Source organism: Candidatus Pseudothioglobus sp. Uisw_086 (assembly GCF_048085745.1).
Classification (GTDB): Bacteria; Pseudomonadota; Gammaproteobacteria; order PS1; family Pseudothioglobaceae; genus Pseudothioglobus.
This window is the reverse complement of sequence record NZ_CP159803.1, coordinates 615,598-636,388: the sequence shown is the minus strand read 5'-3', so window position 1 is coordinate 636,388 and position 20,791 is coordinate 615,598. Positions and strand designations below refer to the sequence as shown.

Genomic DNA, 20,791 nt, shown 5'->3' with positions numbered 1-20,791 from the left:
CTAATTAAGATGTAAAAATAATATAGCGTCATTGTACTAGAGCGCTTTAATATTATCAATCTTGCGTGGCGGTTAGCCAGTGGACAAAAAAATCCACTGGCAAGTTTTTAAAACTCCTCTACTTAGTTACAAACTCTGGGTACGCCTCTAAGCCGCACTCAGAAATATCAGCGCCCTCATCTTCATCTTCTTTACTAATACGAATGCCAATAATAGACTTAAGAACATACCAAAGAATTCCAGAGGAGATAAATACCCAGGCAAAAATGGTTAGTGCTCCAATCAACTGTCCAGAAAATGTCGCATCACTATTAGTAAGTGGAACTACTAATAGACCAAATAACCCAACAACTCCATGGACCGATATTGCACCAACTGGATCATCAATTCTGAGTTTTCGATCAAACCAGACAATTGACAAGACGACTATTACTCCACCACCAGCTCCAATTAGAGTTGCCACTAAAACACTTGGCGTATCTGGACCAGCAGTAATTGCTACAAGCCCTGCTAATGCGCCATTTAACGTCATAGTTAAGTCTGCTTTTCCAAACCAGACTTTAGCAAAAAGAAGCGCTGCAATTACTCCGCCAGCTGCAGCAGCATTAGTATTTACAAAAACCATTGCTACAGCATCTGCACTCTCTTTACTAGCCATTGCTAATACCGAGCCACCATTAAAGCCAAACCAACCCATCCATAAAATAAATGTTCCAAGAGTTGCTAAAGGTAGGTTTGCACCTAAAATCGGCATTGATTTTCCGTCTTTGTCATACTTACCTTTTCTCGCCCCAAGCAATAGAACGCCTGCAAGTGCTGCTGAAGCGCCTGCCATATGTACAATTCCAGAACCGGCAAAGTCGTAAAATCCAAAGTCACTTAATGAATATAGACCGAAAACGCTTGCTCCGCCCCATGTCCATGAACCTTCTAATGGATAGATGACTGTTGTAAAAATTACTGCAAAAGCAAAGAAAGCAAACAGCTTCATTCTCTCTGCCACTGCTCCAGAGACGATTGACATTGAGGTTGCAACAAAAACTACTTGAAAGTAAAAATCTGCTGCGTTTGAGTAGGACTCACCTTGCCCGCTAATCCCTGATAAGAATGCATCACCGCCATACATTACGTCATAGCCATAAACCATGTACATCGTACATGCAATAGCAAATAAACCAATATTCTTAGTTAAGATCTCTGCTGTATTTTTACTCCTAACCAGGCCAGCCTCAAGCATTGAGAAACCCGCAGCCATCCACATGACGAGAGCACCCATTACTAAAAAATAAAAAGTATCCATAGCATATTGTAATTCTAATATTTGATTTTCCATAGCTACCTCCCCCTATACCGCTTCAGGACCAGTTTCGCCCGTACGGATACGGATGACCTGCTCTAGACTTGATACAAAAATTTTACCGTCACCAATCTTCCCACCATTGATCTTGCATGCTTTAATGATGGTCTCAATGACCTGCTCGAGCTGCTCATCAGTGATGGCAATCTCTAGTTTTACTTTGGGTAAAAATTCAACCACAAACTCTGCTCCTCGATAGAGCTCTGTGTGCCCTTTTTGTCTACCAAAACCTTTAACTTCAGTTGCAGTAATTCCAGTTACTTCTATCTCAGAAAGAGCTTCTCTTACGTCACTTAATCGCTTTGGCTGAATAATCGCTGTTACCATTTTCATATTAATACTCCATATAATAAAATCAAAAAAGCCCACTTCCTTAAAAAAAGAAAGTGGGCTTCTATACCAGTTCAACTCAACTTTAAGCTGACGAAAAAAAACGCTTACTTAGGAATAAACCCAAATAAACGTCATTGTTCTTGCTTAACAACCAGCATTGGATGTTAACTACTGACTATTTTAACAGTTTTATTAAATGATATTCTTTTATATTTCAAAACCTGGAAAGCAATTTATTGTGTTGTTGCTTTTCTACTAACCTTTTGTTCTCGATGAAAAGTATAAATGCCTGTACTGACTATAATAAGGGTTCCAACTAAAGTCGGTTGGTCAGGCCAATCGCCAAACATCAAAATACCCAACCCAATCGCTCCAATCATAGAGGTATACCGAAAAGGAGAAACGAAGCCAATGTCGCCAATTCGCATAGCCATGACACTCAATAAAGTAGCGATCAAAATGGCAACAGCCGCACCAAGAATGAGCAACCATGACAATGCGCTAACAGTATCCCACTCTGAACCAATCATCATAATTCCAGCAAACAAGGTACTGCCAACAGCCGTTGATAGAACGACGGTGATGGTCGGGACTTCGCTTTTTAGTTTACGGGTGGCAATTTCTCTTACAGTAAGAAAAATAATCGCCATAAAAGCTGAAAGCGAATAAATATTAAAACCTTCCAGACCGGGCCGGACAACAATTAGAACACCAACAAAGCCAACAAGTATGGCACTCCAGCGTCGCCACCCAACAGGTTCTGAAAGGAAAAGTGCGGCAGCCATTGTTATAGCAAGCGGTAAAGCCTGTAAAATTGCGGTGACATTGGCTAACGGCATATGCTTGAGGGCTGTCAGGAAAGTGATTGTTATAAAAATCTCAGCACCCACACGCACCAATATGAGACGCTTATCCTGTTTTGAAAGATTGCGTATCGCCACTTTGGTGATCCACACCATGATCAAAATTGGTGGAACAGTAATTATACTTCGTAGAAATACTGCCTGAAATAAAGCAATCTCAGAAAATAGAAGTTTCATAAAAGCATCATTGATAACATATGCAGATACACAGGCCGTCATCAGAGCGGCGCCTTTCATATTGCTGTTAAGGCGCATCAATAACTCCAAATTCTAGCAAACTATCCCCAAGTCTTATATCTACAACTTGGAAATTTGCAAAATGGTCTGCAAAAACTGCAGGAGAATTAAGAAAGAATAGTGAGAGTAGAAGTAGGAGTGTTTTTTTCATAATTTATTGAAATAATTGATTTAATGAGAGCTAATTATTTCAATAAATTTTGATCAAGTTCTTTTAAGTATTTTAAAAATACGCGGAGTTTTTCAGGCATCCACTCTCTACTTGCGTAGACCGCATAAACCGAGACTGGCTCAATTTTCCAGTCTGAAAAAATCTCCACAAGTTCTTTATTTTTTACTGCGTTAGATGCGCTATTTTTTGGTAGAAAACAAACACCAATACCGGCAATAGCAGCCTCCTTAATAACCTGTCCATCGTTTACTTTAAACCGATTATTTTTATTGGGAATTGTGTGTGAAATACCATTCTTTGAAACTGTTATTTTAGGTCTTCCAGGCACATTAAGATCAAGCATATTTGCGTGATCAATTTGATCGAAATTATGAATTATTCCATTCTCTTTTATAAAGGATGGGGAGCAATAAAGTCCAATATCTCCAGTAAAAATTTTTATTGCAATTAAAGATGAGTCTTGTAAAGGTCCAATTGCCAATCTCAATGCTACATCAATGTTATCTTTATAAAAGTCAGTGGTTCGATTTTCAATAACCAATTCAACACTAATCTTTGGGTGCGTATCCATAAATGGTTTTATTGCTGATTCGATTAATGTTTGAGAAAAAGTATTTGTAGCTGAAATTCGAAGAGCGCCTGACACCTCAACCCCCAAAGACGATGAAAATCTATCAGCCTCCTCTGCTATTTCAACTACCTGCTTGCAATATTCATAGTATTTTGCACCAGACTCAGTCAGTGTAATCGTTCGAGTGCTTCTATTTAACAACCGAACACCTAGATGACTTTCTAACTGTGAGAGTTTTGTACTGATAGTGGATTTATCCATACCTAGAACTTGCGCAGCTTTAGTGAAGCTTTTATGCTCTACTATTCTTGCAAAAATTAGTAGTTTATTTAAATCCATAGCCTATTTTATTGTTTACATACAAAAACATTGTTTTAATATTTTACTATATTGTTTATTTATTAGAAACAATAAATAATAAGTAAATAAAGAATTAACGCGATTAGATGCTATTTATGCGCGCAGGCATCTTCTTTAGTTAGTCCGCCAGAACTGATAATCACAATCTGGTTTTTATAACATTAAAGGAAAAAATGATGGATAACGTTAAAAAAGAAAATGGTACGTGTGGATGCGGTAGATCACCAACTGGAGATTGTATTGGTTGGCATGAGCTAACGCCAGAGCAATATGAGGCAAAAACTGATGCTGACAAAGAGGCGATGTTTGGTGACTCAAAGTAAGTAAATATAGCGTAGCCCTCTTTTGAGGGCTATTAATAAAAAATTAGGGGATATATGAAAGTAATATCAAACTTTGAAGTGACTAAGGGTTACGAGATCTGGAAGAAAGCATTCGAATCTAATGAGGCTACGAGACAAAAAAATAACGTTAAAGTTTTAGCCTACGGTCATGAAAAGGGCAATGAAAGTAATGTATATACAGTTGTCGAAATGAATTCAATCGAGGATAAGCAATTAAAAGAGCCTAATATGATTGAAAGTAGAAAGAATGCTGGCGTTAATCACGCTTCGTTAAAAATCACATCACTGGTTGAATAAAGGCACTAATCAAAAATAACACGGCTCTCTTTTTAGAGAGTTTTTTCTATAAATCATAGGAGTAAATTATGAATAAATTAAATAAATATTTAATACCGCTTGTAAAAATTCTTTTGTCGCTGGCCTTTTTAAGTGCAGGCGCGTTTAAAATTATGGGCGATGCGCAAATGGTTGGTATGTATGAGATGATCGGGTGGGGTCAATGGTTCAGGTATGTAACAGGTTTAATCGAAGTTACTGCAGTTGTATTGATATGGCTTCCAAACAAACAAGTTTTTGGAGCGGCACTTCTTGTATGCACCATGATAGGAGGTTTCATTACTCACATTGCGCTTAGCATGCCTGGAGCATTTGCGCCTGTCGTGCTTGGGGTTTTAGCTGCCTATATTCTTTATTTTTATAGAGATCAGTTAGGCGCCTCTATAAAGAATTAATTTAATTTTTTTTTATTAGCCTTCCTTATCTATTAAGGAAGGTTATTGCTGCCTAAATCAGCACAAACCAAATTATCGTCTAAAGCCTAGACCTTTTAGATGGGTTATTTATTCGCCCATTCACAAAGATTTGTAAGTACTGGAATACCCGACTTTCCATAAGAGGTTAATGAGTACTCTACTTTTGGAGGGATAACCTCATAAACCTTACGATTAACAAGATTGTCCTCTGCCATCTCCTTCAATTGCTTAGAAAGCATTTGCTGAGTAATACCCCCAATTGATCTTTGAAGTTCACCAAAACGCATTTTTTTTTGTGATAAATGCCATAGAATACAAAGCTTCCATTTGCCACCAATTAACTTGATAGCAACGGTTGTAGGAGATTCATTATTTATATTTTTACTCATATCAGTATGATTTTATATAGTAGTATTAAAAATATGTGTACTTGTATATTTTTAATATACCACTAAAATACCTGTCTTACAATTTATTAAAGCACATAAGGGTATAAAAAATGAAATCACTAATGATGACAAAATATGGCGATGCAGGCACAAGCTTAAAGGTGCAAGAAGTTCCTATTCCTAATTTTGGTAAAAATCAAATACTTATTAAAACTCATTCTGCGAGCTTTAATCCAATTGATTATAAGATTCTTAGAGGTGACTTTAAGGCTATGGGAAAGATACAATTTCCTAAGGGCATTGGAAGAGATGTCAGCGGTATTGTTGAAAAAGTTGGGAAAAATGTAAAAAACTTAAAAGCTGGAGATAAAGTATATTCAAGAATAGCAGAGGACTTTGTTGGAACTATGGCAGAGTACGTGATTTCAAATGACAACGACGCTGCGCTCATTCCGTCAAATCTTAGCTTTGATGAATCCGCCAGTATACCTTTGGCTGGTCTTACCTCATATCAGGCGCTTGTAGATGTGGCAAAACTATCCTCTGGAGAAAATATTTTAATACACGCTGGATCTGGAGGAGTTGGCACTATTGCCATTCAACTTGCAAAACATCTAGGGGCAAAAGTGACCTCTACCACAAGCACTAAAAATGTTAAATTGGTGAAGGATTTAGGCGCAGATAAGGTTATCGATTACACCAAACACAACTACCTTGATGAAGGTGCTAAGTTTGATGTTGTGCTTGATACTTTAGGAGGCGAACACACACTTAATGCATTTAAAGTTTTAAAAGATGGTGGTCGGGTAGTATCTATATCAGGAGCTCTTGATAGCATTACTGCAAAACAGTTTGGCCTAAACAAGTTTGTACGTTTAATATTAGCTTTCCAAGCTAGAAAAGTTACCAAGGCGGCTGCAAAAATGAACGCAATGTATCGGTTTCTATTTATGTCATCCAGTGGCAATCAGCTGAAAAAGATAGCACAATTATATGAGTCTGGCTCAATCAAGCCAGTGATAGACAAAACGTATGATTTTAAGAGTAGCATCCAAGCGCTTGATTATCTATCAACTGGCCGCGCCAAAGGGAAAGTTATTGTGAAGATAGTAGAATAAGTTTAAGCCCAGTTAAAATCGAATTTCCCTCTAACTTATAGCTAGGGGGAAATTTGTCAATGCTAGAAATAATAATTAGCTATGCCGTATGTATAAAGCCCAGTAAAGATTATATTAATCCATTTCAGTTGTTTTTCAGTATGAAGCCAAGCACAGTAAACCCAGATTAAGCAAAAAGGAAGTCCAATAAACATTGTGTAAGGATACAAGTCATTGATAATTGCAATTGTACTGAGAATGCCTAGGAATAATGCTAACCACTTCAACTGTTGTTCATATTTAGCAAATCGCATCACTCAAGTCTTTCCTAGAAAAATAGGATTATATGCCAACTTGGACTAGATTTAAAATTTAGTTTAATTTTTGAGAAATAAGTTATTGTTGATTACTCAGATTAATGTCCTCTGATAGTGTCTAAAAATTAAAAATTTGAGATCGTAATAGTGTATATTTTCCTTAAGTTAGATTAGGCATTAACATCAACTGAACTCATTAATGGATAAGAATATGAACACAATAATAGAGCATTTAAAGAATCATAGACCTCTATATTTTGCTATAGGATTTACTTTATTATTTGTTTTGTACATATCACTTGTTCTAGTTCCCTTCAGTAGCTGCTATAGGCTAGATGTTGGCTCAAATTCACTAGGTCTTGCTATTTACAACACAGAAATGGTTCAAGGTTTTTTTCAGGCAAGGGACCAGGCTCAGCTTTTTTGCTATAGCCAATTCCTTCAGTTTTGGGACGTAATTTTTGCCGTTATTTCTACTGCGATGTTTGGCTCTTGGATTATATATCTCTTTAAAAATAAGCGTCTATTATTAGTAACTCCTACTGTCCTTGGTATGATCGCCGATTGGTCTGAGAATTTTCTTGAAATATTGATGTTAAAAACTTATTCATATTCAGGCGCAATATCTGAAACATTGGTTTCATTGGGCTCTGGACTTAACATATTTAAATTGACAATGTCAGGCCTGACTTGGTTGATCATCCTTGTTGGAATAATACTTGCCTTAAAAACTTTCCTAACCAAGCCTAAACTAACTTAATAAACCAGTTCAGACAAGCTAATGAGAAGCTTACTTTCACCTGAATGAATAAGCGTTTAAAGATTATTTAACATTAAATTTAAATACAATCTCTCTATCAAATGCTCCCTCATCTAGAGGAAGTGGAAGAGGCGATGATTTGAAGACTGCTCTTCTGATGGACGCCCCAAATTCTTGTGCATTGCTTTTTGACATTAAAGGTAAAGCACACCCTAGAATTTTTACGCTCTCTACAGCGCCATTCTCAGCTTGATTAATTAGAACATCGCAACTCCAACTGTCTTCTGCACCTTCATAGCGCCAAAATTGTTTTATATTTGCTTCAACACTCTTAATGTAGGGTGACTTTAAAGTACTCATTTGAGATGAGCTTTGTTCTACTTCAGAATCTTTATTAAGGCTGTTCCTTTGTCTTTCAAACTCTTCATTTCTTTTTGTTAATGCCTCAATACGAATTGCTTGTTCTTCAGGATTTAGCTTTGACATTTGACATATGAAATTTAATAAGATTTCATAACCAGTGTTTGGCTCATAGTATTCCCAAGAACTAACCATATTATTTTCAATGCCTTCACCCTCTCCCATAGGCATTGAAAAATTAACTCGTTTATTAACTTTAAACCCCTTTAAATTGCAATCACCCTGAGCATTAGATTTAGCACTCCCATCAGTCCATGAATCCATATAAAGCCAATAAATGAAGCCTTCTCGCTCTTCCAGTGTTGTAAAGTCTATATATAAAGAGGAATTATTACCTGGCAGAACAGTTGTCCACTCACCATAAGCATTAAATGAGAGTATTAGAGAAGACAATAATAAGAGTAGTTTATTTTTCATAGTCATTATTCTAAATGTAACATACAAATGATAGATGAAGATTAGGAGTTATTTAGATAAAGATTTTACTGAAACAAATCTGAATAAAGTCTCTCTGATATATGCGGTAGGATTAATTTTGAGCTATAATTAAATTTCATTAACAATAAAAGGAGAAGTTTTATGGCGAACTTAGTTAGAAAATCTTTTGATACTCCTGATGATTTAATATCACCAGATAAGACTCGTGCAGAAGTGCTTGAATTTGGAACAGTAAAAGCTATTAGAGTAACAGCTCAACCAGGATGGATGTGGTCGGAGTGTATTAAACCTCATGTTGGAGGTGATAGCTGCCAAGCAGGTCATTTAGGTGCTTGTATTCAGGGAAGTATGCGTGTTACTCATGATGATGGCACCGAGATGATTGTTAATGCGGGTGATGCGTATTCTATTGCTCCAGGCCATGATGGTGAAGTCATTAGTGACGAGCCTTTTATTGGCTATGAGTTCAATAACCAAGGTAAGTCATTCGCAGTATGGGATAACAATTAACAGCAATAAAAAGAGCCTATAAATAAGGCCCTATCTTTGGGCCTTATCTTGCTCTGGAGATTGCTTTTTGAGGACTATATAGAAGAAATAGAGCTATAGCAAGGATAAAGGCAACACCTTCTGCGATTGAAAGAGCAGCAATAAAACGAAAATCGGATAGCAAGCTATAAAAAATTATTAAAAGACCAGTCGGAAGAATCAATCCCCGACTCATTGCTAAAAGCGCAGACTGAAAAGGCAGATGAATAGCAGTTAAGTAACCAGTTATCATCATATTAAAGCCAGCAAAAATAAAAATTGGCCAAACATAAGTCACAAATTCCAAAGCCAATGCCACAGTCTGATCGCTATCCTTCTCATTAACAAATAGATAAATCAAAGGCTCACTTGCTGTAAGCAATATAGTTATAAAAAATAAACTTAATAAAGCAACTATAACGCAAGCAGTTTTAAGAAAGGCTCGAGTGCGCTGTGCATTTTGAGCTCCATAATTTTGAGAAATCATGACCTGACTTGTATCTTCGATGGCAAAGAACATCATAAATCCTGTCATCAACATATAATTTACAACAGTAATCGCGGCAACGCCGTCAACTCCAGCCCTCTGAATCAGCATCCAGTTAAAAATAAATGCAATAATAGCTCCAGAAACTTCATTAATAAATTCAGAGATTCCGTTGTATGCTGCCTGGAATACTTCCATCCAGTTGTTCTGTCGAAAGCTAAAGCTTAAGGTCCTCTCTGGCATGAAAAAATAAAACAGAATGACTAATAGCGATAGAACTTCTGATATGCCTGTTGCCCACGCTGCGCCAGTTAGCCCCCAATCATAAACTGCAATAAATAAATAGTCCAATGCTATATTAACTGCTGCGCCAACTCCAAGCGCAATGGCGGCAAGATTAGGTAAGCCATCCAAACGGATAAAGAAATACAGAGGGATAATAATCAACTGGAAAATGACAAATGGCATGATAATGCGGTAATACTCACTCATCACTGGGAACAGTTCTTTAGTAGCACCGAGAATCGCAAATATCTGCTCTTCAAATACTAGGGTCAGAGTAATAGATGCAATACCATAGAGAGTCATAAATATTAGTGACTTACTGAAAATTGAAGATGCAGCTGACTTATTTCCCTCGCCAAGATACTTTCCACCTCGAACTGATCCACCAATCGACATCATCATACTAACGCCGAATAGGAGAGTAATTATTGGAATGATAAGATTAACTGCAGCTAGAGCAGTAATACCCACATAGTTTCCAATAAAAATTCCATCCACCAATGATGAGGATGTCATGGCAATTAAGCCCAGAACAGAGGGAATCAGATACCTAACGAACGTAGGGAAAATCTCACCATTAAGAGCGTCATTATCTTTAGTTAGATTAACATTCATCGGTATTCGAATTTGCGTTTTAAATGAATGCCATTTTCACACAATTTACTCAAAGCAATGAGAGCTTGTAATTTATTTAAAATGGCGGATAGGACCACCAAGAAACAACATAATCTTATTTCTTATATCAAAGCATTTTTAGATTTGTTAAAAAATAATGTGACCAACATATACTATTTTTTAATTTACCCTAACATTAATTAGGTTTGATAATCAGCCCACTTTTTGCATCATAAACATTTAATGCATTTGTTGTGTAATTTACATAAACAGACTCACCCACAGAATAAGTTGAATCATGTGCAACTCTTGCTATGACAGCAGTCTTTCCACGAGTTAATTGAATGATTGTTTCTGGACCATTTGGCAACACTGCAGTGACAGAGTATTCTTCACTGGATGAAGTTATTTGTTTTGATACAACTAGATCTTCAGGATGTGCACCCAAAACTATTTCATCAACACCTGGAACCCAGCCAATATCAATACTCATATCATCGTTTTTATAGATACTTTTGTCTGAATTAGCTGCTCTCAGTGTAATTAAATTAATCCGTGGCATACCAATAAAGTCTGCAACAAAAGTGTTACTAGGCTGGTGATATAAATCACTTGGCGCGGCAACTTGCTGAACTTGACCATCTTTCATTACAACAACACGAGTTGACATTGTCATTGCCTCTGTTTGATCGTGAGTCACATAAACTGTTGTTGCACCAGCATCTGATTGAAATCTTTTCAATTCGACTCTCATATCCATACGTAACCTTGCATCAAGATTAGAAAGCGGCTCATCCATTAAGAATACTGGTGGCTTTGTTGCCAAAAGTCGAGCCAGAGCAACTCGCTGCTGTTGACCCCCCGATAATTCAGATGGATAACGGTCTGCAAGCTGATCCATGCCAAGATTTAAAAGGACATTATCAAGAGTTTCTTTTGAAATATTTGCCGGGGTCTTTAAGACGTCGAGACCAAACTTTACATTGTCTCGAACGGTCATATGGGGCCAAAGTGCATAGCTTTGAAAGACCATTCCCAAGTCTCGCTTACCAGGGGGTGTCATAATCTTGTCTGAAGAGGAAAACATAACTGTATCTCCAATAATGATCTCACCTTCATCAGGAGTTTCAAGACCTGCAAGACAGCGAAGTAAAGTTGTTTTTCCACAACCAGAAGGACCAAGCAACACCAAAAACTCTCCCGAATCTATCTCCAAAGAAACATTATTAAGTGCTATTGCTGAGCCGTATTTCTTAGTTAAATTACGAATAATTATGTTTGCCATTTTTTGTCCTAATTAGTCTAGTTTTTCACGCAAGCGCGCCATCCTACCTTTACCAATCCACCAAAGAATCAGTTCACCCAAAATTGTTAAAATTGCAACGATCAATACCAGTGCGTTTGAAAGTTGAGTTAATCCCTCCTCAGCATAGCCAAAGCCGGCTGTCATTAAGACTCGTGTAGATGGGGTAATTAACAAAATAATCAATGATAACTCTCGCATAACGCCCACAAAGCTAACCATCATGCCAGATGTTAGTCCAGCACTAGCAAGCGGCATTACAATACGTCGAAACCGTTGACTCCAACTTGCACCGGCTACTTCAGCCGCTTCTTCCAGTTCCTTTCCAATCTGTGTTACTGCTGTGACACCAGTTTTTACTGAATAAGGCAATCGACTGACCACAGAAATAAGAACCAAAAGCGAAAAGGTTCCATATAGTGCAGGAATAGGTCCCACTGGTTCAGCAAATAGCGTCAGATACATTGCACCAAAGGCAATCGTTGGGAATAGAAAAGGAATAAATGCAATTTGATCTAATGCCTGTGCTAACGGATTATCAGCTTTTCTAACAACTATATATGCGATGATGAGACCAATGACCGATGCAATTACTGCCGATATAGATGCTAATTTAAGAGTGTTCCAGGTAGCGCCTATAATGTTATTATTATGAAAAACCCCAGGCTCACCAAAGGCAATATCAGGGTTAGAGCCCCCAGTCCAAAAATGCCATGTCAGATTTTCAAGACCAAAAAACCCATCAATTAACATTACAGACTGAACTGCTAAAAGAATTAAAGGCAAGATACCGACGATAAAAGCAAATAAGGCAACCGTTAAAAAAACTGGCCAACGCCACTGACCAAGCGCAACCTCACGACTTCGAAAACCTTTACCGCCTATGGTTTCAAACCTACTAGATTTCTTTCCAACGAAGCGATTTGATAGCCAAATTGAGACTAAAGATATTACAATCAAAATTACTGCTAAAACAAAGGCCAAAGAATCTAGTCCAAGCGCAAGGTTGGCGTAAACCATCGTGGCGACTGTGTGGAACTGAACTGGCGCACCTAAGAGAAAAGGTAGTGCAAACTGGCCGATAGTTTTTCCAAATGTTAGGATAAAGGCTGCTACAAAAGCAGGGGCGACAACTGGGAAGGTTATTCTTCGTAAAATTGTCAACTTTCCAGCACCTGAAATAAGCGCACTTTCCTCCATCTGGGAATCAATTGTTGCCAGTGCACCTGCCACCAAAAGATAGGCAAAAGGAAAGTAGTGAATGGCCAGAGTAATCGAAATTGGCACCGTGCCATATGAAATCCATTCTGGTGGGGCTACTCCTAAGAAAGACTCATATAACCCTGGCTGCCCGCCTACCTTTGGACTACGAAAAACTGTCTCCCAGGCGAGCGCTATTGCAAAAGAAGGGATTATATAGGGAAGTGTTAGGATTGGCTGCAACCAGCCCTTACCTGGCATATCAGACCTAACCACACACCAAGCTAAAATGCCCCCTGCAGAAAGCGCAATAATTGTGGCAATAATGCCAGTAATTAATGTATTTATCAAAGGCCCATATAGCATCTTTCCAGCAATCGGGCTGGCTGTTGCTTGGAGCCAATGGAACCAAGTAAATTCTCCTGGGACAGCGTCCCTTGAAAGGCGGCGGTCACCCTCACCCCAAGTAAGTGTTTCTAAAACTAATTGAAAAAATGGCCAGAGGACTAAATAAGCCAGCACAACTAAAAGCAAGGCTAAAGCAATATTTACTGGATTAAGTAAGAGTCCACGAATAGCTCCATCAAACCATTTTTTTTGCGGAGTAAAATTACTCATTTACCTTCCTTAACGCCAAGAAAATTGGCTCTAAGGTGTTCTAATGCCTCCATACCCTGGACAGCTTTTTTGGATTTTTTATGTAAAAGAGTCATCGCTAATGCCTCACAAACAAGCATTGGACCAGAGCGCAGTTGCATTACTCCCTCATTTGGCCGACTCACACTTAGCACCATGTCTGGTTTTGGCCTTGTAGTTAAAATAGTTGCGTCTCCGATTGCAATTGAATGTGCGCCAACACTTCGTGCACTCTCAATTAAAGCTGAATATCCAGATGGCAGTGAGTTAAATGACTGAAAACCAAAAATAACAATTGCATCACCTTTTTGTATTCCAACTAATTGTTCAGCTAAATCTCGCCTTTGTAAGTTTAAAGCAACGCGGCAATAGATTCCTGATCTTCGCAAACGACGCTCAAAATGAATCATTAATGGAGCGGCACTTCCTCGTCCAACAATAAAAATACTTTTTGCACTCTCAATTTTGTCAACAACGCTATCAATCTGGCTCTGTGAAACTGTATTTGAGATCGCTGCGATAGCGGCGATTTCACTCTCAATAAGATCTGAGAGGTTTGACCCCTTTTCAATTAGGTCGATACGCTGTCTAATCTTATCTGATGCTATTTTTTTGACTTCTACATCCTGCCTTAGCCTTCGCCTCATATCTGGAAATCCATCAAACCCTAGTTTTCGGGCAAGGCGAACAACGGTTGAAGCATGAACAGCTGCTTTAGATGCAAGCTCAGCTGAAGATAAATAGACTGCCTCGGAAGGCTCCCCTAGAATGATATTTATCAATTCTCTGTCTGCATCCGTCAGTTTTCCTTCGAACGCTTCAACAAGTGATTCAAAACTTTTTTGTTTTTCCATGGTCATAATCTACCTGGCGTTATTTTGCAAAAATTATAGCACATTTAATATTTATTGCAATTTTTATTGCATAAATAAAAATAATATGGTAAAAAAGAATCAGTAAATAGTAATTAGTAAATAGTTAGAAAAATTAAATAATTAAAATAGGAGAACAACAAATGAAAAAAATAAATTCACTGAATGTATTTGCTTTATCGTTGGGTATCGCATTTATGTCAATAGGCTCTGCTCAAGCTGATGAGGCTTGGCAAAAAAAAGCAGGCGTAGGAATTTACGCCCCAGATAATCAAGACTGGGAAGCAATTGAAGCATCTGCACGTAAAGAAGGACAAGTAGTCATCTACTCTGTCTCTTCACGGATTGCAAAACTAGTCGATGGCTTTAAGGAAAAATATGGCATTGATATTATAGGATACGATATTTCATCTGATCTTCAATTAGAAAAGCTATCACGTGAACATCGAGCTGGTGTCTATTCTGTAGACGTACTATTTAACTCAGAATCTTCGATCTTACTTAACGAAGCTTTACCTAAGAAATTAGTTTGGAATTTCATTCCTGACAGCGTTGTTAGTGATTTAGATTCAGGTGAAATGAATCCTTTACTGATACAGCGTCACTCAAGTCGAATTGTTTATTACAATACCGCTGTTCATCCAGAGGGTGCTCCAATTGACTCTCTATGGGATATGACTCGTGATGAATGGAAGGGTCGTACTCTTTTACCAAGTCCACTTGAGGATAGTTTGTCTGCTAATTTTATTCAAACAATCTTAAATAATTCTGACGAGATGGCAGCTGCCTATAAAAGAGAATTTGGTGAAGATATAAGCTTTTCTGAAGATGTAATTGAAGCAGTAGAGGAAAATATTACCGTAGACAGTCCAACTGCCTCAATGGAATGGTTATACAGATTTTTACATAATGAGCCAGTATTTCAGGGTTCAACAACAAAAATCTTTAAAAATGTTGGAGATGTCACTCAGGAAAAACCACCAATTGGAATCACTACATTTTCAAAATTGCGTAAGAACAAAGATGGTGTATATTCTTCAGGTCCAGCATATGGCCTTGACCCAGCTTTTGGTGTAACTTATCCAACGGCATTGATGATAGCCGATATGGCTCCACATCCAAATGCAGCTAAACTTCTAATCCGTTACATGATGGAGGAAGATGGCTTTAAACCTTGGAATGAACCGGGAGACTATGCTGCTCGTTCTAGCCTTGAAACTAAGCAATTAGCAAAATTTGATTTGCCAGCTTTTGGAGACCTTGCTCTATGGCCTGTTGATCCAGAAGAAATATACTATTCTAAGTTTGGCTTCCTTGCGCTTTATCTAGCTTTAATGCCTTAAAATAGCTCAATATCGCCCTGGTTAAAAATCTATCCAGGGCAAAAAAATCTATGTTTTACACTCAATTTATCTTTTATTTAAATAAGGAAGCAAGGTGCTACTAAAAACCATACTTTTTGATGCTGGTGATATTCTTTACAATAAACCTAACAGAAAATCATCAGTGATTAAATTCCTTACTGAGCGTGGCTATGCTGCACCAGTTGAGAATGATCCAATTGAAAAAGCAAAGAGGCGTGATGCTCATGCTGGAAAGATTGAAACCGAACACTTTTTTGAATGGCTAATGGAGCATTATGGTGTAACAAATTTAACAGATGCTGCTGATGGAATTAAGCTATTAAAAGAACAGCAAAGTGATGTCCATTTTTTTGAAGGAGTACCTGAAACCCTTCATGAGCTAAAGAGATTGGGGTTTAAGCTTGGTATTGTAACTAATACATTCAACTCCCGACATGAAAAAAATATCTGGTTTGAGTCCGTCGGTATTGATGGTATCTGGGACTCCTATGCCGATTCATTTGAGCTTCAAATAACAAAGCCTGATCCAGGAATCTATTTAGCAGCGCTATCGCCCCTTAATGTGAGTCCAGAAAATGCAGCCTTTGTTGGACATGCACAGATTGAGATAGATGGAGCTAAAGCCATTGGATTGACCACAATTATATTCAACCCCGATCCTAATTGTACAAAAGCTGATTATAAAATAGAGAACTTTAAAGATTTACTAGAAATTACTCCAATTACAAAGTCAAAAATTTGATTCACTTTTTTAAGATTACAGAGCACCACAAATGATTGTCGTTAATATATTATGAGCCTACTAATTGAACTATTAGGGTCAATTGCACTTCTGTTGTGGGGTCTACGAATGGTTCGAACTGGAGTAATGCGATCCTATGGTAACAACCTAAAGAGTTTAGCGCGTCGATCAGAAGGCAAAACCCTGCCCGCATTTACGTCGGGATTACTGGTTGCGGCTTTACTGCAAAGCAGCACAGCAGCCATTTTAATATCTGCCTCATTTGCAGGCCAGGGGCTCATCAGTGTTGGGTCTGCTTTTATAACAATGTTAGGAGCTGATGTTGGAACTTCAGTAGCGGTCCTTATTGCCTCTCAAAAATTTACGACTCTGGCCCCCTTGCTTTTAGCGATAGGCGTTTTTGGTTTTATTGCATCCAAAGTCAACAAATGGCAAAATGTTTTTAGGGCAATCAGTGGACTAGGATTAATTCTATTCGCTCTTTCATTAATTGCATCAACTGCAGGCGGCCTATCAGAACTAAAGCAATTTACTGCGCTGTTAAATATATTCGAGGATCAGCCCATATTCTTTATTCTTTTGGCATTGATTCTGACTTATCTTTCATACTCAAGTTTAGCCATTGTTTTGCTCTCTGTAAGCTTTCTAGCAACAGGTGTGATTGGAGTAAGTGAAGGGTTATACCTAGTATTAGGTGCAAATCTAGGAAGCGGGATGCTTCCTCTTATCTCAAACTGGAGAGGATCCATACAAGAGCTGACGCCAGTACTGGCAAATCTCATTGTAAGAGTAGTTTGTATTTTAGCTTTTTATCCATTTGTTGACTTCGTTGCTACATTTGGATTAAAGTTTGTTTCTATTGAGTTATTCCCCGCAATTTATCACCTGTCTTTAAATTTGATTGTGGCTATTGTAGGCGTTATATTTTCTAAAAATATTCTTATGCTTGCAACAAAAATGCTCTCTAATCTTCAGGAGAAAGAGCTTAGTCAGCCTAGTTTTTTAGAAGCAAATAATTTTGCAATGCCAGCAATTTCTCTTGCTAGTGCAAAACGTGAAGCGATTCATATGGCTGAGATTTCACAAAAAATGGTTGTCTCTTCACTCGCTGTTCTTCGAGATGATAATATCGCTTTACGCAGTGAAGTGATTAAAAATGAGGATACAGTAGATAACATATTTGATTCAATAAAACTCTATATAGCAAGGATCTTACAAGAAGAATTAACGCCTACAGAGACTCAAAAAGCTTTAAATATCCTTAACTTTACAACAAGCATGGAGCATATTGGCGACATTATTAATAACAGCTTGATGGATATTTCAGGTAAAAAAATTGATAAACATATACAGTTTTCAAAAGAAGGATTAAATGAGATTATCTCTATACATGAGGTTGTTTGTTCAAATTATGATCTAGCTATTAATACCTTTGTTTCTGATGATTGTGAGCTTGCAAGAGTACTTTATGAGAAGAAACAAGAGCTCCATAATCTTGAAAAACGCTCAGTCACTAAACATCTTCAGAGGATTGGAAAAGGCATTACTGATAGTTTAGAAACCAGCTCTATGCATATTGACGTAATCCGTGATTACAAGAAAGTAAATAGTCTTTTATCTTCTGTGGCTTATCCAATTTTAATTGCTTCAGGTGAGATTCTAGAGTCAGGGTGGAAGCAGAAAATATAGTATCACCCTCTTTTTAAAAAACTCAAGTTATGTCTTTACATATAAATTAAGACAAATGATTATTGCTGGAGAGTTCCCAACTCCAAGGGCTTAGAGGTCTAATTGATTAAGTTAAAACAGGTTAAATTAGCCAATTGGCGGAGCGGACGGGGGTCGAACCCGCGACCTCCTGCGTGACAGGCAGGCGTTCTAACCAACTGAACTACCGCTCCAATTTTTTGGTGGGCGCTACAAGACTTGAACTTGTGACCCTCGCCTTGTAAGGGCGATGCTCTCCCAACTGAGCTAAGCGCCCAAAAAAAAATGCCCGAATCACTTCAGGAATCGGGCATATTATACTGACAAAAATCTGTTTAGTTAACAGATTCCTTTAATAATTTGCCAGCTTTAAATGCTGGTGCATTTGAAGCTTTAATTTGAATTGTAGCACCTGTTTGTGGGTTACGGCCACTGCGAGCTGCACGTGCTCTAACTAGGAAACTACCAAAACCTGTAATGGCAACTGAATCACCTTTGGCTAATGCACCAGTAATAGCACTAGTTGTTGCTTCTAAAGCGCGAGCTGCGTCTGCCTTAGATAAACCTGAGTTATCAGCAATGGCTGAAACTAAATCTGATTTATTCATTTTTAAAACTCCATGTTATATTTAAGAATGTTATTGAACTAAGAAGAATTATTCTATCGTTCAAAATGGATTATACATCATTAAACCCCTGTCTCAAGCCATATCTAGCAATAAAATACAAATAAAATATTGCATAATATGCAATTTTAATAAAAATACTCTAACTTTCAATGGATTTCAAGTGAATAGCGAATTTTTCATCCCAAACATTTTGGTCAATTTCACCAATATGCTTATATAGAATAACGCCTTCTTCATTAACTAGGAAAGTCTCAGGTGTTGCATAAACTCCAAGTTCCATTCCAATCTTACCAGTTGGATCAAATATAATTTCATCAAAAGGATTGCCCATAATTTCTAAATACTTTGCACCATTTTCCCTGGTGTCTTTGTAGTCAATACCAATCATTTGTAGGTTTGTGTTTTTTGCTATATTCATAATCATTTGATGCTCTTTTCGACAGGTAGTGCACCATGACGCCCAAACATTTACTAAAGTCATATTATTAGCAAGTAGATCTGAAACTTCAATAGTCTCATCTGTATAAAAATCTTTGCCCTCAATGGAAGGAAACATTTTTCCTAGAAGTGGTGAAGGCAGTTTGCTTGGATTTGAGTTAAGGCTCAAAAACAAAAACACTGCAATAATAATAAATACAATTAATGGAATTAGTTTTTTCATTCTTTTGCCTCTATCGATTGTAATGCAGCGGCAACTTCCGGCGGCATATAGTTTTCATCGTGCTTTGCTAATACTTCAGTTGCTAAAAAAATATTTTTACAAGACCATCCTTTTCTCACGCAAGATACTGAACCAGTGGCAACTATCCCCTGCCCTTCCCTAAATAAGTCTGGCAAAATTCCATCATAAATAACTTTTATAGCTTTATTATTATCCGTCACCATAAAGCTTACCTTCATGTCCTGCCTTTGGACGCTATTAGTTTCAACGAGCCCACCCACTCTAAAACTTTTTCCAACTGGGGCTTTATTGTTAGCTATATCAGTTGGCGTATAGAAATATAATAGATTTTCATTAAACGCTTTGATGCCTAAATAGCCAGCTGAAAACACGCCAAATAAAAGAAGTGCAACAAGAAGCATGCGATTTTGTCTTCGAGTCATTATTTTCTTGAGTACTTATTTTGTAGATTGATTAAGGCTTTTTTATGATTCCTATTCGCACTTAAGAACAGAGTAATAACTGTTATTGCAGACACGCCGTATGCTAGCCACACATAAAATGCATATTTACCATAAGGAAGAAAGGAAAAATACTCTACCATTGTCATGAGACTGCTCCAGTAACTTCTTCTTGAACCCACCGCGAATTTTGCTCACGAATTAAAACCTCAGTTTTAGCTTTAATAGCCACTAATAATGCATAAAGGAATATAGAGGCAACGAACATTAGCGCTAGAGCAATTTGCATATCAGGATCTTTTAAACCACCAGTACCAACTGAGTAACCCTGGTGAAGTGTATTCCACCATTTGACTGAATAATGAATAATGGGTAAATTTACCAAACCAACTAACGCTAGAATTGAGCTTGCTTTAGCCGCAGTTCGTGGGTTATCAAACGCATTATTTAGAGACATATAAGCCAAATATAAAAAAAGCAAGATAAGCTCTGAGGTTAGCCTTGCATCCCAAACCCACCAAGCTCCCCACATTGGCTTTCCCCAGACAGCTCCTGTCACTAATGCAATAATTGTAAAGGCAGCACCAATAGGGGCTGAAACCTTTGCAACTACTTCAGCCATCTTAATCTGCCAGATAAGTCCAATACCTCCAGCAATAGCCATAATTGCATAAACCATCATTGATAAAATCGCACTAGGTACATGAATAAAAATAATTCTGTAGCCATCTCCTTGTTGATAATCGGCAGGAGAAACGATAAGCGCCCAGTATAGACCAATAACTAAAAAACCAATAAATGGCCAAAAAAACCAAGGGGTTAAGTTGGAACAGGTTTGGTAAAAAATTTTAGGAGACGACTGCCTTTGAATCCATTTCCACATAACTAAAA

At 37.7% G+C, this 20,791-nt stretch carries 26 protein-coding genes and 2 tRNA genes; 9 read left to right on the top strand and 19 right to left on the bottom strand.

Features of this window, described 5'->3' with window-relative positions; all coding sequences use genetic code 11:
- Positions 1–118: 118 nt before the first annotated feature.
- From ABXT49_RS03180 to ABXT49_RS03160, 5 genes are all read right to left on the bottom strand, one after another.
- The gene (locus ABXT49_RS03180; RefSeq protein WP_416653120.1) at positions 119–1,333 is read right to left on the bottom strand and encodes an ammonium transporter; all 1,215 of its coding nucleotides are present in this window, start codon (positions 1,331–1,333) and stop codon (positions 119–121) included.
- A 12-nt stretch (positions 1,334–1,345) separates the two neighbouring features.
- On the bottom strand, positions 1,346–1,690 hold the full coding sequence (locus ABXT49_RS03175) for a P-II family nitrogen regulator (protein WP_416653118.1): 345 nt from the start codon (positions 1,688–1,690) through the stop codon (positions 1,346–1,348).
- A 233-nt stretch (positions 1,691–1,923) separates the two neighbouring features.
- Positions 1,924–2,790, bottom strand: coding sequence for a DMT family transporter (locus tag ABXT49_RS03170; RefSeq protein WP_416653116.1), 867 nt, complete (start codon positions 2,788–2,790; stop codon positions 1,924–1,926).
- 7 nt (positions 2,791–2,797) lie between these two features.
- Complete coding sequence (locus tag ABXT49_RS03165) at positions 2,798–2,941, bottom strand: hypothetical protein (protein WP_271541217.1); 144 nt, start codon at positions 2,939–2,941, stop codon at positions 2,798–2,800.
- 34 nt (positions 2,942–2,975) lie between these two features.
- On the bottom strand, positions 2,976–3,872 hold the full coding sequence (locus tag ABXT49_RS03160; protein WP_416653114.1) for a LysR family transcriptional regulator: 897 nt from the start codon (positions 3,870–3,872) through the stop codon (positions 2,976–2,978).
- Positions 3,873–4,066: 194 nt separating this feature from the next.
- Between ABXT49_RS03160 and ABXT49_RS03155 the strand changes: the two genes are divergently transcribed.
- From ABXT49_RS03155 to ABXT49_RS03145, 3 genes are all read left to right on the top strand, one after another.
- Positions 4,067–4,216, top strand: a complete 150-nt coding sequence (locus ABXT49_RS03155) for a hypothetical protein (RefSeq protein WP_416653570.1) — start codon at positions 4,067–4,069, stop codon at positions 4,214–4,216.
- Between the two features lie 54 nt (positions 4,217–4,270).
- Complete coding sequence (locus ABXT49_RS03150; protein ID WP_416653111.1) at positions 4,271–4,534, top strand: hypothetical protein; 264 nt, start codon at positions 4,271–4,273, stop codon at positions 4,532–4,534.
- Between the two features lie 68 nt (positions 4,535–4,602).
- Positions 4,603–4,968: a DoxX family protein gene (locus ABXT49_RS03145; RefSeq protein ID WP_416653109.1), complete on the top strand. Its 366-nt coding sequence runs from the start codon at positions 4,603–4,605 to the stop codon at positions 4,966–4,968.
- 104 nt (positions 4,969–5,072) lie between these two features.
- Here the strand turns inward: ABXT49_RS03145 and ABXT49_RS03140 are convergent, their stop codons facing one another.
- A complete protein-coding gene (locus tag ABXT49_RS03140) occupies positions 5,073–5,378 on the bottom strand; it encodes a winged helix-turn-helix transcriptional regulator (protein ID WP_271541207.1) in 306 nt (101 codons plus the stop codon).
- A gap of 110 nt (positions 5,379–5,488) precedes the next feature.
- Here ABXT49_RS03140 and ABXT49_RS03135 point away from each other — a divergent pair, with 110 nt between their 5' ends.
- The gene (locus ABXT49_RS03135; protein ID WP_416653108.1) at positions 5,489–6,496 is read left to right on the top strand and encodes an NADP-dependent oxidoreductase; all 1,008 of its coding nucleotides are present in this window, start codon (positions 5,489–5,491) and stop codon (positions 6,494–6,496) included.
- Positions 6,497–6,558: 62 nt separating this feature from the next.
- On the opposite strand, the gene ABXT49_RS03130 is transcribed toward ABXT49_RS03135, so the two are convergent.
- A complete protein-coding gene (locus ABXT49_RS03130; RefSeq protein WP_333907962.1) occupies positions 6,559–6,789 on the bottom strand; it encodes a peptidase in 231 nt (76 codons plus the stop codon).
- Positions 6,790–7,003: 214 nt separating this feature from the next.
- Between ABXT49_RS03130 and ABXT49_RS03125 the strand changes: the two genes are divergently transcribed.
- Positions 7,004–7,552 (top strand): hypothetical protein, encoded by a 549-nt coding sequence (locus ABXT49_RS03125; protein ID WP_416653106.1) that lies wholly within the window; start codon positions 7,004–7,006, stop codon positions 7,550–7,552.
- A 63-nt stretch (positions 7,553–7,615) separates the two neighbouring features.
- Here ABXT49_RS03125 and ABXT49_RS03120 read toward each other — a convergent pair whose 3' ends face one another.
- The gene (locus tag ABXT49_RS03120; RefSeq protein WP_416653105.1) at positions 7,616–8,389 is read right to left on the bottom strand and encodes a surface-adhesin E family protein; all 774 of its coding nucleotides are present in this window, start codon (positions 8,387–8,389) and stop codon (positions 7,616–7,618) included.
- Between the two features lie 162 nt (positions 8,390–8,551).
- On the opposite strand from ABXT49_RS03120, the gene ABXT49_RS03115 reads away from it, so the two are divergent.
- Positions 8,552–8,920: a cupin domain-containing protein gene (locus ABXT49_RS03115; protein ID WP_271541200.1), complete on the top strand. Its 369-nt coding sequence runs from the start codon at positions 8,552–8,554 to the stop codon at positions 8,918–8,920.
- A 43-nt stretch (positions 8,921–8,963) separates the two neighbouring features.
- On the opposite strand, the gene ABXT49_RS03110 is transcribed toward ABXT49_RS03115, so the two are convergent.
- From ABXT49_RS03110 to ABXT49_RS03095, 4 genes are all read right to left on the bottom strand, one after another.
- Positions 8,964–10,325, bottom strand: a complete 1,362-nt coding sequence (locus ABXT49_RS03110; RefSeq protein ID WP_416653103.1) for an MATE family efflux transporter — start codon at positions 10,323–10,325, stop codon at positions 8,964–8,966.
- A 196-nt stretch (positions 10,326–10,521) separates the two neighbouring features.
- Positions 10,522–11,610: an ABC transporter ATP-binding protein gene (locus ABXT49_RS03105; protein WP_416653101.1), complete on the bottom strand. Its 1,089-nt coding sequence runs from the start codon at positions 11,608–11,610 to the stop codon at positions 10,522–10,524.
- A gap of 12 nt (positions 11,611–11,622) precedes the next feature.
- On the bottom strand, positions 11,623–13,446 hold the full coding sequence (locus tag ABXT49_RS03100; protein ID WP_416653099.1) for an ABC transporter permease: 1,824 nt from the start codon (positions 13,444–13,446) through the stop codon (positions 11,623–11,625).
- Positions 13,443–14,318, bottom strand: coding sequence for a MurR/RpiR family transcriptional regulator (locus ABXT49_RS03095; protein WP_416653098.1), 876 nt, complete (start codon positions 14,316–14,318; stop codon positions 13,443–13,445). The genes ABXT49_RS03100 and ABXT49_RS03095 overlap by 4 nt, the downstream gene beginning before the upstream one ends.
- Before the next feature lie 161 nt (positions 14,319–14,479).
- Here ABXT49_RS03095 and ABXT49_RS03090 point away from each other — a divergent pair, with 161 nt between their 5' ends.
- The 3 genes from ABXT49_RS03090 to ABXT49_RS03080 all read left to right on the top strand — a co-directional run bounded on the left by ABXT49_RS03090 (position 14,480) and on the right by ABXT49_RS03080 (position 18,131).
- A complete protein-coding gene (locus tag ABXT49_RS03090; protein ID WP_416653096.1) occupies positions 14,480–15,679 on the top strand; it encodes an ABC transporter substrate-binding protein in 1,200 nt (399 codons plus the stop codon).
- 94 nt (positions 15,680–15,773) lie between these two features.
- The gene (locus tag ABXT49_RS03085; protein ID WP_416653094.1) at positions 15,774–16,442 is read left to right on the top strand and encodes an HAD family hydrolase; all 669 of its coding nucleotides are present in this window, start codon (positions 15,774–15,776) and stop codon (positions 16,440–16,442) included.
- A gap of 51 nt (positions 16,443–16,493) precedes the next feature.
- Positions 16,494–18,131 carry a Na/Pi cotransporter family protein gene (locus ABXT49_RS03080; RefSeq protein ID WP_416653093.1) on the top strand — a complete coding sequence of 546 codons (1,638 nt, stop codon included), beginning with the start codon at positions 16,494–16,496 and terminating at the stop codon, positions 18,129–18,131.
- 135 nt (positions 18,132–18,266) lie between these two features.
- Here the strand turns inward: ABXT49_RS03080 and ABXT49_RS03075 are convergent.
- From ABXT49_RS03075 to ABXT49_RS03045, 7 genes are all read right to left on the bottom strand, one after another.
- Positions 18,267–18,343 (bottom strand) — tRNA-Asp (locus ABXT49_RS03075).
- 7 nt (positions 18,344–18,350) lie between these two features.
- Positions 18,351–18,426 (bottom strand) — tRNA-Val (locus ABXT49_RS03070).
- 58 nt (positions 18,427–18,484) lie between these two features.
- Entirely contained in the window at positions 18,485–18,757 is a 273-nt protein-coding gene (locus ABXT49_RS03065; protein ID WP_416653091.1) for an HU family DNA-binding protein, read from the bottom strand.
- A gap of 160 nt (positions 18,758–18,917) precedes the next feature.
- Positions 18,918–19,439: a DsbE family thiol:disulfide interchange protein gene (locus ABXT49_RS03060; RefSeq protein WP_416653089.1), complete on the bottom strand. Its 522-nt coding sequence runs from the start codon at positions 19,437–19,439 to the stop codon at positions 18,918–18,920.
- Positions 19,436–19,885 (bottom strand): cytochrome c maturation protein CcmE, encoded by a 450-nt coding sequence (ccmE, locus tag ABXT49_RS03055; RefSeq protein WP_416653519.1) that lies wholly within the window; start codon positions 19,883–19,885, stop codon positions 19,436–19,438. Before ccmE ends, ABXT49_RS03060 begins: the two co-directional genes overlap by 4 nt.
- Entirely contained in the window at positions 19,882–20,043 is a 162-nt protein-coding gene (gene ccmD / locus ABXT49_RS03050) for a heme exporter protein CcmD (RefSeq protein ID WP_271537513.1), read from the bottom strand. The genes ccmE and ccmD overlap by 4 nt, the downstream gene beginning before the upstream one ends.
- A gap of 2 nt (positions 20,044–20,045) precedes the next feature.
- Positions 20,046–20,783 (bottom strand): heme ABC transporter permease, encoded by a 738-nt coding sequence (locus ABXT49_RS03045; protein ID WP_416653086.1) that lies wholly within the window; start codon positions 20,781–20,783, stop codon positions 20,046–20,048.
- Between the last annotated feature and the right edge of the window lie 8 nt (positions 20,784–20,791).

Excerpts from the sequence above, each read along its gene's own strand:
- ABXT49_RS03180 (WP_416653120.1), bottom strand. The coding sequence starts at position 1,333 with ATGGAAAATCAAATATTAGAATTACAATATGCTATGGATACTTTTTAT.
- ABXT49_RS03175 (WP_416653118.1), bottom strand. The coding sequence starts at position 1,690 with ATGAAAATGGTAACAGCGATTATTCAGCCAAAGCGATTAAGTGACGTA.
- ABXT49_RS03170 (WP_416653116.1), bottom strand. The coding sequence starts at position 2,790 with ATGAAAGGCGCCGCTCTGATGACGGCCTGTGTATCTGCATATGTTATC.
- ABXT49_RS03165 (WP_271541217.1), bottom strand. The coding sequence starts at position 2,941 with ATGAAAAAAACACTCCTACTTCTACTCTCACTATTCTTTCTTAATTCT.
- ABXT49_RS03160 (WP_416653114.1), bottom strand. The coding sequence starts at position 3,872 with ATGGATTTAAATAAACTACTAATTTTTGCAAGAATAGTAGAGCATAAA.
- ABXT49_RS03155 (WP_416653570.1), top strand. The coding sequence starts at position 4,067 with ATGATGGATAACGTTAAAAAAGAAAATGGTACGTGTGGATGCGGTAGA.
- ABXT49_RS03150 (WP_416653111.1), top strand. The coding sequence starts at position 4,271 with ATGAAAGTAATATCAAACTTTGAAGTGACTAAGGGTTACGAGATCTGG.
- ABXT49_RS03145 (WP_416653109.1), top strand. The coding sequence starts at position 4,603 with ATGAATAAATTAAATAAATATTTAATACCGCTTGTAAAAATTCTTTTG.
- ABXT49_RS03140 (WP_271541207.1), bottom strand. The coding sequence starts at position 5,378 with ATGAGTAAAAATATAAATAATGAATCTCCTACAACCGTTGCTATCAAG.
- ABXT49_RS03135 (WP_416653108.1), top strand. The coding sequence starts at position 5,489 with ATGAAATCACTAATGATGACAAAATATGGCGATGCAGGCACAAGCTTA.
- ABXT49_RS03130 (WP_333907962.1), bottom strand. The coding sequence starts at position 6,789 with ATGCGATTTGCTAAATATGAACAACAGTTGAAGTGGTTAGCATTATTC.
- ABXT49_RS03125 (WP_416653106.1), top strand. The coding sequence starts at position 7,004 with ATGAACACAATAATAGAGCATTTAAAGAATCATAGACCTCTATATTTT.
- ABXT49_RS03120 (WP_416653105.1), bottom strand. The coding sequence starts at position 8,389 with ATGAAAAATAAACTACTCTTATTATTGTCTTCTCTAATACTCTCATTT.
- ABXT49_RS03115 (WP_271541200.1), top strand. The coding sequence starts at position 8,552 with ATGGCGAACTTAGTTAGAAAATCTTTTGATACTCCTGATGATTTAATA.
- ABXT49_RS03110 (WP_416653103.1), bottom strand. The coding sequence starts at position 10,325 with ATGAATGTTAATCTAACTAAAGATAATGACGCTCTTAATGGTGAGATT.
- ABXT49_RS03105 (WP_416653101.1), bottom strand. The coding sequence starts at position 11,610 with ATGGCAAACATAATTATTCGTAATTTAACTAAGAAATACGGCTCAGCA.
- ABXT49_RS03100 (WP_416653099.1), bottom strand. The coding sequence starts at position 13,446 with ATGAGTAATTTTACTCCGCAAAAAAAATGGTTTGATGGAGCTATTCGT.
- ABXT49_RS03095 (WP_416653098.1), bottom strand. The coding sequence starts at position 14,318 with ATGGAAAAACAAAAAAGTTTTGAATCACTTGTTGAAGCGTTCGAAGGA.
- ABXT49_RS03090 (WP_416653096.1), top strand. The coding sequence starts at position 14,480 with ATGAAAAAAATAAATTCACTGAATGTATTTGCTTTATCGTTGGGTATC.
- ABXT49_RS03080 (WP_416653093.1), top strand. The coding sequence starts at position 16,494 with ATGAGCCTACTAATTGAACTATTAGGGTCAATTGCACTTCTGTTGTGG.
- ABXT49_RS03065 (WP_416653091.1), bottom strand. The coding sequence starts at position 18,757 with ATGAATAAATCAGATTTAGTTTCAGCCATTGCTGATAACTCAGGTTTA.
- ABXT49_RS03060 (WP_416653089.1), bottom strand. The coding sequence starts at position 19,439 with ATGAAAAAACTAATTCCATTAATTGTATTTATTATTATTGCAGTGTTT.
- ccmD (WP_271537513.1), bottom strand. The coding sequence starts at position 20,043 with ATGGTAGAGTATTTTTCCTTTCTTCCTTATGGTAAATATGCATTTTAT.
- ABXT49_RS03045 (WP_416653086.1), bottom strand. The coding sequence starts at position 20,783 with ATGTGGAAATGGATTCAAAGGCAGTCGTCTCCTAAAATTTTTTACCAA.